10 protein-coding genes and 1 riboswitch are annotated in these 13,442 nt (G+C 62.8%); of the genes, 1 reads left to right on the forward strand and 9 read right to left on the reverse strand.

Features of this window, described 5'->3' with window-relative positions:
- Positions 1 to 19 precede the first annotated feature (19 nt).
- Entirely contained in the window at positions 20 to 1,321 is a 1,302-nt protein-coding gene (locus CR492_RS15480; RefSeq protein WP_102844637.1) for a lipopolysaccharide biosynthesis protein, read from the reverse strand.
- Positions 1,322 to 1,581: 260 nt separating this feature from the next.
- Positions 1,582 to 2,415: a YoaK family protein gene (locus tag CR492_RS15485; protein WP_102844638.1), complete on the reverse strand. Its 834-nt coding sequence runs from the start codon at positions 2,413 to 2,415 to the stop codon at positions 1,582 to 1,584.
- A gap of 50 nt (positions 2,416 to 2,465) precedes the next feature.
- Here CR492_RS15485 and CR492_RS15490 point away from each other — a divergent pair, with 50 nt between their 5' ends.
- Complete coding sequence (locus tag CR492_RS15490; protein ID WP_102844669.1) at positions 2,466 to 3,581, forward strand: NADH:flavin oxidoreductase/NADH oxidase; 1,116 nt, start codon at positions 2,466 to 2,468, stop codon at positions 3,579 to 3,581.
- 16 nt (positions 3,582 to 3,597) lie between these two features.
- Here the strand turns inward: CR492_RS15490 and atzF are convergent, their stop codons facing one another.
- From atzF to CR492_RS15525, 7 genes are all read right to left on the reverse strand, one after another.
- Positions 3,598 to 5,403 (reverse strand): allophanate hydrolase, encoded by a 1,806-nt coding sequence (gene atzF / locus CR492_RS15495; protein WP_102844639.1) that lies wholly within the window; start codon positions 5,401 to 5,403, stop codon positions 3,598 to 3,600.
- Positions 5,400 to 8,918, reverse strand: coding sequence for a 5-oxoprolinase/urea amidolyase family protein (locus CR492_RS15500; protein ID WP_102844670.1), 3,519 nt, complete (start codon positions 8,916 to 8,918; stop codon positions 5,400 to 5,402). The genes atzF and CR492_RS15500 overlap by 4 nt, the downstream gene beginning before the upstream one ends.
- A gap of 4 nt (positions 8,919 to 8,922) precedes the next feature.
- Positions 8,923 to 9,567: an urea amidolyase associated protein UAAP2 gene (locus tag CR492_RS15505; protein WP_102844671.1), complete on the reverse strand. Its 645-nt coding sequence runs from the start codon at positions 9,565 to 9,567 to the stop codon at positions 8,923 to 8,925.
- A gap of 23 nt (positions 9,568 to 9,590) precedes the next feature.
- Positions 9,591 to 10,403, reverse strand: coding sequence for an urea amidolyase associated protein UAAP1 (locus CR492_RS15510; RefSeq protein ID WP_102844672.1), 813 nt, complete (start codon positions 10,401 to 10,403; stop codon positions 9,591 to 9,593).
- A gap of 83 nt (positions 10,404 to 10,486) precedes the next feature.
- On the reverse strand, positions 10,487 to 11,257 hold the full coding sequence (locus tag CR492_RS15515) for an ABC transporter ATP-binding protein (RefSeq protein ID WP_102844640.1): 771 nt from the start codon (positions 11,255 to 11,257) through the stop codon (positions 10,487 to 10,489).
- Complete coding sequence (locus CR492_RS15520; protein WP_102844641.1) at positions 11,254 to 12,072, reverse strand: ABC transporter permease; 819 nt, start codon at positions 12,070 to 12,072, stop codon at positions 11,254 to 11,256. The genes CR492_RS15515 and CR492_RS15520 overlap by 4 nt, the downstream gene beginning before the upstream one ends.
- A 6-nt stretch (positions 12,073 to 12,078) precedes the next feature.
- Entirely contained in the window at positions 12,079 to 13,152 is a 1,074-nt protein-coding gene (locus CR492_RS15525) for a putative urea ABC transporter substrate-binding protein (protein ID WP_102844673.1), read from the reverse strand.
- 62 nt (positions 13,153 to 13,214) lie between these two features.
- A riboswitch (guanidine-I (ykkC/yxkD leader) is annotated at positions 13,215 to 13,322 on the reverse strand.
- Positions 13,323 to 13,442 lie beyond the last annotated feature (120 nt).

The following is a 13,442-nucleotide window of genomic DNA, read 5'->3' on the forward strand; positions in this document are numbered from 1 at the left end:
CTGGAGGTGAGTGGCCCCGTTACTCGCCCGGCGTTGGCTTTACTTTAACCTCCGTCTTCGTCTGCGCAAACAAATCGGCGACAATATAGATGCAGATCGCAGCGATAAAAGCTTCGGAGACGAACATTGCGGCGCCGACGCCGTCAACCTGCCAGAAATGACCGAACGCCCATGCGAGCGCCACCGACAGAACGCCAGCGACGAGGGACCAGCCAGCAATGCCGACATGCTGGTTGGTCGCCTGCAGCAGGACGCGCGGCGCGTGCCACATCCCGCCGACCGCGGCGTAAAGGAGGAGCCAGCCCATAAGGCCTGGGTTGAATTCGATCCGGCCGTGCGTCCAGACCTGCAACAGCCACGGCGAGACAAAATACAGCACGACGCTGACAGCGATCGACTGGACGGCGCTGAGCGTCGCCGAGTGGCGGAACACCGCCTGCAGCGTCGCCATATCGCCATTGCCAAACAACCGCGAGAATTCGGGACCGAGCGCATGGCTGAACATGCTGGTGACCTGCACCGCCACCCGCGCGATTGTGCGATAGGTGTTGAACACAGCCACCGCGGAGGCGCCCGCGAGCGCTCCGACGAGCAGGGTCACGCCCTGGAAACTCAGCGCGTTCGCGAGCGGAAAGGCCATGAAGGAGATTGCCGGCCGAGCCATGCTTTTCAGCTCGTCCGTGCTGGCGTGGCGAAAGCCAAGCAAAAGACCCTGACCGCCCCGCTGCGCCATATAGATTCCGATTCCGGCGCCAAGGGCGCGGGCGAACAGGCTGCATAGCGCGACGCCGGAAAAGCTGCGGAACAGGATGAGGCCGACCATGGCGCCGCCCCATTCCGCGAGGCGAATTAGCTGCCCGAGCATGGTGCCGACGGCGTAGCGGCCGGTCGCCCTGAACACAGCTTCGGAAAGGCCGCCGTAAAGAGCGATAAGAACGCCGCACAGCATCGCCGCGAGCGCGACCCTCATATCGGTGGTCATATAGTCGGGCAGCGGCCCGAACAGCGCGAACGGCGTCAATATAATGGCGAGCGACAGGCAGACGATCGCCATAAACAGCTGGGCGCTTTGGAAGACGTTATTCGCCTCCGCAAGATCGCTGCGCCCAACGGCCATCGCCATTTTATTGCCAGCGGTGGTGACCATGCCTACATCGGCCATGTTGACATAGGCCGGAATGGCAGACAGCAGAAGCCATGTGCCGTAGGTCGAAGAATCCCAGTAGAGAAGAAACAGCGGCAGCGAAAAAAGCTGGATCGCGATGCTGACGCCTTGACTAAACGCGTTGGCGCCAAAGCCTAAAAGGATCCTGCGAAGCATGCGTTACGCTGTCCGTAAGTTAAAGTTATGCTTAGCCTGCTTCTGTTATAGAGCTAGTTGTTTCAAGTCAAGTTTTGCGCGCTTAGAAAAAGCGTCACATAATCTCAATAAGCCATCCATTTTCCGATAAGACTAGGCGTTTTCAACCCACAACCTGACGGGCACGACCGGATCTGCGGCAGTATGTCTCGCCCGTGCGACAGCAACGGCCCTGCCCGCTCTGTCCAGAACTGGCAGGCAATCCACGTGCCAAGCCGCGCCTATAAAGCCGTCGGGTCAAAATCGTGATCGCTGCTTCGCGCATCGAGCGCGATCAAAAAAGTGAAGAAGGCGAGACAGGCGAAAGCGCCGGCCATGACCCCGAGATTTGCGACGAGACTCGATCCCGCAAGCGAAAAAGCGCCGCCGGCCGCGCCGGCGGCGAAACAGAACCATGTCGCCAGAAACACCAGCCATTCGCCGCGAGGCGCCTTGCCTGTCATCGCCCGCGCCAGCGACTGGCCCGCCGAAAACAGCGCGCCGGTGACGAAGCTCTTGCCGATGTCCGCGCGTCCAACCATTTGCCTGAGGCCGTTCTGCATGCCCATGGCGACGGCGACGGGCAGCAGCGCGGCAAAGCCGGGCGCCAACCCTGTCAGCGCAATCGCCGCGCAAAACAATATAGTCTCGACGGCGAGAAGCGAAGGCGTACGGAAGAGGCGCGCCGCGTCAGCGATAAGGGTCCCCAACACGGCGCCGGCAAAAAAGGCCGCGATGACGGCGGCGCCGCGCCAAATCGTCGCGTCGTCGCCGCCGGCGATTGCGACGCCCAATTGCGTCGTGTTGCCGCTCATGAAGGAAAGGTAGAAGCTGCCAAGGGAAACGAAACCGATGGCGTCGACCCATCCGGCGGCGAAAGCGACCATCAACCCAAAGCCGAAGCGCGCGGCCCCGGAGGGAAGAATTTCCAGTGAGCGCGCGTCCGACCTCTCCATCATCAAAAACGATCCGACTTTGTCGCCCGCGATTTGCGGCGAATCGCCGAACAAGATCACATTGCGGCGAAACGCATTGCCGGATTGAATCGCAATCGCGCGGCGCAGTCGAGGCCGCATTCCTTTAAGGCGCCGCGTCGATGCGGGACGCCAGAACGACGGAAGATCACATGAGCGCCCTGTTTTCGCCCCTCCGCCTGCGCGGCCTCGCCCTCGCCAACCGGATCGTCATCTCGCCGATGTGCCAATATTCGGCCCATGACGACGGCAAGCCGAATGAGTGGCACCTCATTCACGTCGGCAGCCTGGCGCTTTCCGGCGCGGGCATGTTCTGCTTCGAGGCGACCGCCGTCGAGCCCGCGGGGCGCATCACGCCCGGCTGCCTCGGCCTGTGGGACGACGCGACCGAAGACTCCTTCCGACTGCTGATGGCCGCCGTGCGCGCCCATTCGAAGATCGCCATGGCGATGCAACTCGCCCATGCGGGCCGCAAGGGGTCGAGCCGCGTCCCCTGGGAGGGCGGCCAGCAGATTCGCCTGTCTGGCGGCGGCTGGCAGACCTGTGCGCCGTCCCCGCTGGCGCATCAGCCCGGCGAGGAAACGCCGCTGGCGCTTGACGCCGAGGGGCTGATCCGCGTCCGCGAGGCTTTCGCGGAGGCGGCGAGACGCGCGCACCGGCTGGGGATCGACGCCATCGAGCTTCACGCCGCGCATGGCTATCTGCTGCATGAATTTCTGTCGCCGCTCGCCAACCAGCGCGGCGACCAATATGGCGGCTCGCTGGAAAACCGCATGCGCTATCCGCTTGAAGTCTTCGACGCGGTGCGCGCGGCCTTCCCGGCCGACAAGCCAGTCGGCGTCAAAGTGTCGGCGACGGATTGGGTCGAAGGCGGCCTCGACCTCGCCCAGACCATCGCCTTCGCCAAAGAGCTCGAAAAACGCGGCGCCGACTGGATTACCGCCTCATCGGGCGGCGTCTCGCCTTTGCAAAAAATCCCTGTCGCGCCAAATTATCAGGTCCCCTTCGCTGAAGGACTCAAAGGCGCCGTCGGCTTTCCGGTGATGGCGGTCGGCCTGATTACGGAGGCGCAACAGGCCGAAGAGATTATTGCCGACGGCAAGGCCGATTTCGTCGCGCTCGCCCGCGCGATGCTTTACGATCCGCGCTGGCCCTGGCATGCGGCGGCAACACTCGGCGCGACCGTCGAGGCGCCGCCGCAATATTGGCGCTCGCAGCCGCGCGAAATGAAGGGGCTGTTCGGCTATACGCCGATCGGCCAGCGCTGAGCGGCGACAGCCGACGTTACTTGCTCGCCAGATAGGCGCGCCAGCCGCCAAAGCCGGTGACGTCGGCTGCGCCCTCAAGCGCGAAAGCCTCGCATAGGAAGCCGGGAACGACGGCGCCGCTCGCAAGCGTCACCTTGCCGATCCCCATCGGCGCCGGCACGCCGGCAATGAAGCGGCCGAAATTTTCGGGGCTGAGCGACCACACCTCCACCTCGATGCCCGGCCCTGCAAACCCCGGCGTGCGGACGAGGCCCGGCTTTGGCGGAACCGTTCCCGGAAGCGCCATCAGCCGATAGGACGGCGCCGTCCGGGTCGTCTCAATGAGCCTCCCGTTGAGTTTGGTTAGCTCATGATTGAGCGGCAGGCCCGACATATGCGCGCCCGCGACAACCACCTGTATGGCTTCAGCCGGGACGGGCGAGAGGGCGGCGACCGGACGTTCGGCGCCCTCGCCAACCGCGCGCCCGACGCCTTGCCCCAGAGCGCGATGCAGCCGGTCGGCCAGCACAAGAAGGTCGGCGTCCGAAAAAGCCGGGCCGATCAGCGTGACGCCGAACGGAAGCTTGCTCGCGGGGCGAAACCCGGCGGGGACGGCGACCGCGGCATAATCGAGCAGATTGACGAAATTGGTGTAGAGACCGAGGCGGCTGTTGTTTCCGATCGGATCTTCCGCCATCTGCGCCACGGTGAAGATCGTGGGGGCCGTCGGCAACAGCATAAAATCGAATTTCCCCCACTCGCCTTCAGCCTTTCTCGCGAAGGCGCGTAGCTTGTAGGCAGCCCTGAAGGTGTCAGCCGCCGAAAAGTTTTGGCCCTTGCCGATAATCGCGCGCACATTCGGGTCCATATCCTGGGCATGGGCGGCAAAAAACGCCTCGATCCCGGCGAGCCGTTCGGCGACGAAAGCGTCTTCATAAAGAAGCGCCGCAGCGTCGCGGAACGGCGCATAATCGAAAGCGACGGCCTGGCCGCCCAGCGCCGCCAGACGGTCGATTGCGGCCTCATAAAGGGCGCTGGCCTCCTCATCGCCGAAAAACTCACGCTGTTCAGCGGCGAGCACGCCGAACCGAAATTTTTCAAGCGGGAGGCGGACCGCAGGGCCCTGACGTGAATATTCATCGCTCGCATCAAACCCTTGCGCAATCTCCGCAACCGCTTGCGCGTCGGCGGCGCTCGCTGCGAAAATGCTGACGCAGTCAAGCGAACGGCAGGCGGGCGCGACCCCCGCCGTGCTGATCAACCCCTTCGTCGGCTTGACGCCGACGAGATTGTTGAAGGCCGCGGGAACGCGGCCGGAGCCGGCCGTATCCGTTCCCAGCGAGAAAGCGACCAGCCCCGCCGCGACCGCCACCGCCGAGCCGGAACTCGAACCGCCGGAAATATAGCGGTTGTCGAACACGCATCGCGGCGCCCCATAGGGCGAGCGCGTTCCGTTAAGGCCTGTTGCGAACTGGTCAAGATTGGTCTTGCCGATCAACATCGCCCCGGCGGCAAGGAGCCTGGCGACAACCGTTGCTTGGACCTCCGGCGTATAGGCGAAGGACGGGCACGCCGCCGTCGTCGGCAGGCCGGCGACGTCTATATTGTCCTTGACCGCGAAGGGCACGCCATAGAGCGGCAGCCGCTCCAGCGCGTCCGCGTCCTCTTCCAGCTCATGCGCGCGCGCAAATACGTCGGCGTCTTTGACGCGACAAATCCACACGGCCGGATCATCATAGGCGTCGATCCGCCGCAACACGTCCAGCGCCACATCCTTCGGCGACAATGTCTTTTGACGATAGGCCTCGCGAAGCGTCACGATTTGCAGCATGTCAGGCGTCATCTTGCGTCCTCCATCGCGATCACCACAAGTCTTTGGCCATTCTGCACCGGGCGTCCCGCCTGACAGGCGATCTCGGCAATGCGGCCGGCCGCCGGGGCCGGAATCGCGATCTCCATTTTCATCGATTCCAGCACGACCAATGTGTCGCCGATAGCGACTCTATCGCCGACCGCCATCTCGATCTTCCAGACATTTCCCGGCATCGGCGCTTCGACGGCGATCGCGTTGTCGGGCAGCGCGACGTCCTCCAACGGGTCGGACGATTGATCCTCGACGAAGAGGCTGAGACCCTGTTCCTCCCAGCGGCGGCGCTCCGCCTCGAAGGCCGCGCGCTGGCGCGTCTGCGCCGTTTCAATCTCCTCGGCATGTTCGGCAAGAAACGCCTTATGCTGCTTCAGGCTGAACCTTGCCGGCTCGATCTTCAGGGGATAGCGGCCGTGCGGAAAAGCCTCTCGCGCGTCGGCCAGCTCCTCGCCGCTGACGGGATAGAAGCGGATCTGATCGAAGAAACGCAACAGCCACGGCTTGCCAGGCTCGAAGACATCGGTCGAGCGCCAGCTGTTCCACATCTGTATGGTGCGGCCAAACAGCTGATAGCCGCCCGGTCCCTCCATGCCATAGACGCACATATAGGCGCCGCCGATGCCGACCGCGTTCTCGGGAGTCCAGGTGCGGGCTGGATTATATTTCGTCGTGACGAGACGGTGGCGCGGATCGATCGGCGTCGCGACCGGCGCCCCGAGATAGACGTCGCCAAGCCCCATCACGAGATAGCTCGCGTTGAAGATGATGTCGCGCACCTCGTCGACGCCGCCAAGACCATTGATCCGGCGGATAAATTCGATATTCGACGGGCACCAGGGCGCGTCCGGCCGCACCAGCTCTTGATATTTGCGCATGGCGAGCTGCGCTTCAACGTCGTTCCACGACACCGGCAGATGCACGATGCGGCTTTCGATCTCGACTTCGTCCACGGGCGGAAGCGCGCGTTCAAGCTCGACCGTCCGCTCCAGCAGATGCTCTTGCGATATGATATTGTCGTCATAATGGATTTGCAGCGATCTTATGCCGGGCGTCAGATCGATGACGCCGTCTATCGCGGCCGCGAGCAAAGCTTCATGCAGGAGATGCGCGCGAAGGCGCAAGCCAAGATCAAGCGCGAGGGGTCCGAATTCAATCAGCAGATAGCTGTCGCCAGCGCGGCGGCAGCAGACGGCGCCGTCCCCCTCGCCATATTGGCGTAGGACCGGATCGCCAAGCTCCCGCGCGCCGGCCGCATTGGGCGCGGGCCGGAAGCGGACCTTGTCGCCCGGCCGCAACTGGCCCGTCTTCCAGAGATCGTTTTTGACGATCACCACGGGACAGACGAAGCCGCCGAGACTTGGGCCGTCCGGTCCCAAAATGATCGGCATGTCGCCGGTGAAATCCACCGCGCCGATCGCATAGGCATTATCATGGATGTTCGAGGGATGGAGGCCCGCCTCGCCGCCGTCCGGACGCGCAAAGCGGGGCTTTGGCCCGATCAGCCTGACGCCCGTGCGTGCGCTGTTGTAATGCACTTCATAGTCTGTTGCGAACAGCTCCGCTATGTCTTCATCGGTAAAGAAATCCGGCGCGCCATGCGGACCGTAGAGCACATCGATCTCCCACCGATGCGATAGATCCGCACTCGCCTTTTCCTCGCGCGGCGCGGCGACGGCCCCGGCGGCCGCAACCCGCAACACATCGCCGGTACGAAGCGTCCCCGCCGCATGGCCGCCGAATTTGCCGAGCGCGAAGGTCGCCTTCGAACCGAGATAATCGGGCGCCTCAAAGCCGTTGCGGATCGCAAGATAGGTCCGGTTGCCGGCGCCCGCCACCGCGCCGAGAGTCAACACCTGACCGGCCGCGACGCTGACCGGCGCGTCATAGGCGACCGGGGCGCCGTCCAGCATCGCCGCCATGCGCGCGCCGGTGAGCGCGATCACCGTATCGATGTTGAATTTCAGCGTCGGGCCGCGCAGGGTGAGTTCGAGCCCGGCGGCGCCTTCGAGATTGCCAACGATCCTGTTGGCCAGCCGAAAATGCCAGTCATCCATCGGCCCGGATGGCGGCACGCCGACATTCCAGTAGCCAAGCCGCCCGGGCCAATCCTGAACGCTCGACAGCGTGCCGCCCGCCAGCACATCGACCGTACGCGGCGTAAAGGTAAATTCACCGAGCGTCTTCGTAATCATCTCGCCGCTGCGGAAAGCCGGCAGGTCGAGGATCGCCGCAAGATAGGAGAGATTGCTCTCGATGCCGGAGATATCGCTCGCAAGCAGCGCACGGGACAGGTTGTCGATCGCCTCCTCACGCGTCGCGCCGGCGGCGATGACTTTCGCCAGCAGAGGATCATAATAGGGCGAGACTTCGACCCCGGTCTCGATCCAGCCGTCGATGCGGACATCCTCCGGAAATTTTACCCGCGTGAGGAGGCCCGTCGACGGCCGAAAGTCCTTCGACGCGTCCTCGGCGTAGACGCGCGCCTCGATCGCCGCGCCCTTGGCCTGCAGGCCGCTCTGCGCTGGCAGGGTGAAGTCACCAGCCGCCTGACGCACCATCCATTCGACCAGATCGACGCCGAATATCATTTCGGTTACGCAATGCTCGACCTGCAGTCTTGTGTTGACTTCGAGAAAATAGAATTTTTGCTGATCCGCGTCATATATGAATTCGACGGTGCCGGCGGATTCATAATTGACCGCCTGACCGAGCGCGATCGCGGCCTCGCGGAGCGCGGCGCGGTTCACGTCCGTCAGGCCGGGGGCAGGGGTCTCCTCGATAACTTTCTGGTTGCGCCGTTGCAGCGAGCAATCGCGCTCGCCGAGAGCGACGACGCCGCCTCTTCCATCGCCAAAGATCTGCACCTCGACATGGCGCGCGCGCGCGATGAATTTTTCCAGATAAACACGATTGTCGCCGAAATTATTCGCCCCCAGCCGCCGCACCGAATCAAATCGCGTCGCCAACTCATCCGGACCAAAACAGAGCTGCATGCCGATGCCGCCGCCGCCGGCGGTGCTTTTCAACATCACCGGATAGCCGATACGCTCGGCTTCCTTCAGCGCCTCTTCAGCTGAGCTGAGCAGCCCGCTCCCTGGCAGCAGCGGCGTGTTGGCCCGCTGCGCCACCTCGCGCGCGCTATGCTTGAGGCCGAAAGAGCGCATATGCTGCGGTTGAGGGCCGATAAATTTGATGCCTTCCGCCGCCAGCCTTTCGGCGAAGTCCGGATTCTCGCTCAAGAACCCATAGCCCGGATGCACCGCCTCGGCGCCCGTCGCCTTGCAGGCGGCGATGACCGCCTCGACATTGAGATAGCTTTGCGCGGGAGGCGAAGGACCGAGCCTTGCCTGTTCGTCCGCCGCAAGCACGGTCGGCGAGAAACGATCGGCGTCGGAGTAAACAGCGACGGAGCCGACGCCCATCCCGCGCAAGGTGCGCACGACGCGGCCGACAATCTCGCCTCTGTTGGCGATCAGAACTTTCCTGAACATTTCCTCACCCTTCCGCGCAATCATAGATGACGACGCGGATCGGCGTCGGGTTGAAGCCATTGCACGGATTGTTGACCTGCGGGCAGTTCGAGAACAGGCACAGCACATCCATCTCGGCCTTGAGGTCGACATAACCGCCCGGAGCCGAGACGCCATCGACAATGGCGAGCTCGCCGCTTGGCTCGATCGGCACATTCATGAAGAAGTTGATGTTGCTCACCAGATCGCGCTTGCCCATGCCATATTTGCCGATTTCCAGCGCAAAATTCTCGCGGCAGGCGTGCATATATTTCGTGTGATGACCGAAGCGCACCGTGTTGCTCTCGCAGCTGCACGCGCCCGCCGAGGTGTCATGCAGGCCGCAGCTGTCGCCAACCACTGTCAGCATGAGATTGCCCTCATTCGAGATAAGCTTGGAGCCGAGGCCGATATAGGCCGAGCCCTGCTCGCGCAGCGTATCCTGCGCGCTGTAGCGCTCCTCGAAATGGTCGGCGCGGTAGAACAGCGCGTCGACGGCCTGCTGGCCTTCGAGATCAATGATGCGCAGGATCTGGCCTTTCTTCAGAAAGCCGGACCAGGGCGCCCGCGCGGGCACGATTTCATCGAAGATCGCCGTCGCGCGATCGACCGAAAAGGCGTCATTTCCCATGATAGTCATCCTTTGATCGGACGTCAGACGCCAAACAGCGCGTCGTTGTTTTCAAATCCGCGAGCGCCTTCTTCGCTCGCCGTGCGGCAGGAATCATTTGCGTCGGCTTGCGCCCCGCGCCAGACGGTCGCCTCGATTTCGCCCGGCGCATAATCGGGACGCGGATCGTAGGGATGCGGACAATTGGAGAGAGCGACCAGCAGATTCATCTCGGCCCGAAGCTCAACGAAGTCTCCCGCCTGCGCGTCCTGGCCTGACCAACCGAGCTTGCCTTCGCCGTCGGTGCGCACCGGCGCGAAAAAGGTGAGGCAGGGCATGATGTCGCGACGGGTCAGGCCGAGCTTTGCAGCGGCGAGACAGAAATTGTCGCGCGTATTGCGATAGCCGGCGCCATAGCGTCGATCGGTCGTCGCCTTCGTGCCGCCGCCAACGAGGAAATCATGGCCCGCGCCGCTATCTTCGACAATCGAGGCGAGCACGCGCCCCATGTCGGAAAAAAGCACATAGCCCTTGCCAAGCAGCGCGTTCCACTGGATTTTTACAGTGTCGCCGGCGTTGTAGCGCTCGCTCACATCATCGGCGTTCCATATCAGGATCGAGGCTGCGGCGCGGCCTGTTTTGTTGACGATGCGCAGCGTCTCGCCGCGCCCGATCTTACGCGTCGAGTACCAGCCGTCGGGAATCTGTTCGCGCCAGACGATCTCGGCGTCGTCAAGCGGCCGCAGCGCGGAAGGCACGCGTTCGCGTGGAGCGTGCAGCCGCTCCGCGGCGTTGCTTTTCAGTTCAAGGTAACGCGCCCTATGTTGTTCGGGCGTTGAAGCGTCCAACAGGCTCATGGGTTCATCCATACTGGTGAGCGCCAGGTCGTCCCGGCCGTTGAGGATCAGATCGCCGGGCCGTCCCGGCGACATGCGTTGGCTCAGCGAGCGGGCGTCTTCTTTCCCGCCGGCGTCGCCCAGGCCGCGTGTTTGGGCGGCCAGACGTCGATGTCGCGCGTAATCGTCGCGCCGAAGCGATCGGGCTCCAGCGCGCTATTTTCCTTGCGCTCGAATACAAGCACCCTCGTGCCAAGGCGAAACGCCTCGCTGAGATCATGCGTGACCATGACGACCGTCATTTTTGTTTCCTTCCACAGCCGCAGCATCAAGACATGGATATCCGCCTTGATGCCGGGATCGAGCGCGCCGAAGGGTTCGTCGAGCAACAGGATTTTGGGACGCGTGATCAGCGCCTGCGCCAGCGCAAGACGCTGCTGCATGCCGCCGGAAAGCTGCGCCGGATATTTGGACGCCGCTCCCGTCAGCCCGACTTCCGCGAGCAGGGCGTCAGCCTCCTCGATCGCCTTGCGCCTTGCCTTCCCGTAAAGCATTCCGAGGAACTTCGACTGGGCGAACTCCTTGCCGAGCAGCACATTCTCCGTGACCGTCAGATGCGGAAACACCGAATAGCGCTGGAACACAACGCCGCGATCGACCGTCGGCTCTGGCGCGAGCGGCGCGCCGTCGATGAGAATGCGGCCGCGCGTGGGCGTCTCCTCGCTGAGCAGCATCCGCAAAAACGTCGTCTTGCCGCATCCAGAAGGGCCGACAAGAGCGACGAAGGATTGCGGCGCAATCTCGAGCGAAATCTTTTCAAGGACGACCTTGCCTTCATATTCCTTCCAGACATTCTGCAGGCTGATGGTCGTCATTTTGCGCGCGCCCCCGCGAACCAGGGATAGAGGCCGCTCTGCAGCCGCCTCAGGATCAAGTCGAACAGGAAGGCGAGGAAGGTGATCCAGGCGACGTAAGGCAAGATCACATCCATTGCGAGATAGCGCCGCATCAGAAAGATGCGAAAGCCAAGACCGCTCTCGGAGGCGATCGCCTCCGCCGCGATGAGATAAAGCCACGCCGCTCCGAGCGACAAACGCACGGAGTCAATGAGCCGTGGCATCATCTGCGGCGCGACGACGCGCGCGAGAATCTGCCAGGTGGTCGCGCCGAGAGTCTGAGCCTTGATCAGTTGCTCGGCCGGAAGCTCGCTCACCCGTAACGCCAGATCGCGCGTCATGAAGGGCGCAATGCCAATCACGATCAACACGATTTTTGAAGCCTCGCCCAGCCCGAACATGATGAACAAAATAGGCAAGATCGCCAAAGGCGGGATCATCGACAACACCGCAATGAACGGCGTCAGCAACACACGCAGATAGGGCAACAACCCCACCGTGAGGCCGATCACGCAGCTTGTCACGGTGGCGATCGCAAGGCCGGCGCAAAGGCGCGTGAGGCTCGCCAGCGTATCGCTCCATAATAGATATTCCCCCGTCCGCTTGTCGGGGGAGAAAGCGACCCGCCGCACGGCCCCGACAAGAGCGTCGAGGCCAGGCAGCAGCTTGTCGTCCGGATTGCCGGCGTGCCGGAGCGCCGAGCCGATCGTGTAGGCGAGGATCAACAAGATGAAGGGGATCGCGGGGAGCAGGAGATTTGCTCCCCGGCCGGGGCGAAGCGAGAGCAGTCGCATCGCCGGCTAGTTCTTCGCGGCCGCGGCGGCCGAGTCCATATAGGTGGTGACGAATCGCAAGCCGATCTTGTTCGGGTCGCCAAACACGGAGCCGTCAGGGAATTTTACGCCGATGACTTCAGCGCTTTTGGCGTTATCGCCCAGCAATCCGTGCTCGAACAGAAACTCATTGACGAGCTTTGTCGTCTTCGGCAACGCCGCGCCCTTGGCGAAGGCCATGGCGTCGCCCGGCGTGAAGAACATGCGCGTCGTCTTGAGTTGCGATTCAAACCCGGCGAGATCCGTGCCGGAGGCCTTGCCCATCGCTTCGCGCGCGGCCTCGCCGGCGGGCGTGTTGGCGCTCATGATCGCCATGGTTTCATACCAGATCCCGGCCAGCGCCTTGCCGAAATCCGGGTTGTCTTCCAGCGTCTTGGTGTTGGCGATGGCAAGGTCCATGATCTCGCCCGGAATCTGGCTCGAGTTGAAGACGTTGTGCGCGTCCTTGCGCTTGAGGATTTCCGAGACGATCGGATTCCAGGTTGTGACGGCTGTAACGTCCGGCGTCGCGAAAGCGGCGGCGATATCGGCGTCGGAGGTGTTGACGACCGTCACATCGCGCTCCTTGAGGCCGATCGAGTCGAGCGCCCGCGCGAGCAGATAATGCGACACCGAGAACTGGACGAGATTGATCTTCTGGCCCTTGACGTCCTTGAGGCTCGTCTTGTCTTTCAAGATGACCGCGTCATTGCCGTTCGAGAAGTCGCCGATAATCACCGCGGTCGAATCTACGCCGCCGACCGCGGGCACAGCCACGGTGTCCATGTTGGTGACGGTCAGGGCGTCGAAGGCGCCGGCAGTGTATTGATTGATCGATTCGACATAATCGTTGAACTGAACGACGTCGATCTTGATGCCGTATTTATCGGCCCATTTCTTGACGATTCCCGTCTCGTCGGCCCATTGCCACGGCATCCAGCCGACATAGATCGACCAGGCGAGCTTGAACTCTTTCTTCGGCGCGGCGAATGCGGCGTCGGCGGCTCCGAAGAGAAGCGCGGCGCTGAGACAAAGGGAAATGAGCTTTTTCGTCGGCAACATCCAATCCTCCATTGTGAGGGGATTGGCGAGACCATTCTGACGCCAATCCCTGACGTCGTTTGGTCTCCCGGGCTTTTGTCCCGCCGTGCCTCCAGCCGATTTCTCCCAGCTGGATCGCAGCTCTCGGACCAGCACCGCAAAAAGCGATCGGAACCCTAGCCGCCTACGTCTGGTTTTAAGCAAGCGAGGCGCCAACCCTGGATTCGCCCATGCGCCGGCCGTTATTCCCTTTAAAACAAGGATGTGGGGGCCTCGAAGGTGCGCCTATCGCTGTCGCCGCTTTCTCCGCC

Source organism: Methylocella silvestris, from assembly GCF_002891535.1.
In the GTDB taxonomy this organism is placed as follows: Bacteria; Pseudomonadota; Alphaproteobacteria; order Rhizobiales; family Beijerinckiaceae; genus Methylocapsa; species Methylocapsa silvestris_A.

What these genes read in the sequence shown, in the direction of transcription:
- CR492_RS15525 (WP_102844673.1), bottom strand. Translation starts at nt 13,152, where the DNA reads ATGTTGCCGACGAAAAAGCTCATTTCCCTTTGTCTCAGCGCCGCGCTT.
- CR492_RS15480 (WP_102844637.1), bottom strand. Translation starts at nt 1,321, where the DNA reads ATGCTTCGCAGGATCCTTTTAGGCTTTGGCGCCAACGCGTTTAGTCAA.
- CR492_RS15515 (WP_102844640.1), bottom strand. Translation starts at nt 11,257, where the DNA reads ATGACGACCATCAGCCTGCAGAATGTCTGGAAGGAATATGAAGGCAAG.
- CR492_RS15485 (WP_102844638.1), bottom strand. Translation starts at nt 2,415, where the DNA reads ATGCGGCCTCGACTGCGCCGCGCGATTGCGATTCAATCCGGCAATGCG.
- CR492_RS15500 (WP_102844670.1), bottom strand. Translation starts at nt 8,918, where the DNA reads ATGTTCAGGAAAGTTCTGATCGCCAACAGAGGCGAGATTGTCGGCCGC.
- CR492_RS15505 (WP_102844671.1), bottom strand. Translation starts at nt 9,567, where the DNA reads ATGGGAAATGACGCCTTTTCGGTCGATCGCGCGACGGCGATCTTCGAT.
- CR492_RS15520 (WP_102844641.1), bottom strand. Translation starts at nt 12,072, where the DNA reads ATGCGACTGCTCTCGCTTCGCCCCGGCCGGGGAGCAAATCTCCTGCTC.
- CR492_RS15510 (WP_102844672.1), bottom strand. Translation starts at nt 10,403, where the DNA reads ATGAGCCTGTTGGACGCTTCAACGCCCGAACAACATAGGGCGCGTTAC.
- CR492_RS15490 (WP_102844669.1), top strand. Translation starts at nt 2,466, where the DNA reads ATGAGCGCCCTGTTTTCGCCCCTCCGCCTGCGCGGCCTCGCCCTCGCC.
- atzF (WP_102844639.1), bottom strand. Translation starts at nt 5,403, where the DNA reads ATGACGCCTGACATGCTGCAAATCGTGACGCTTCGCGAGGCCTATCGT.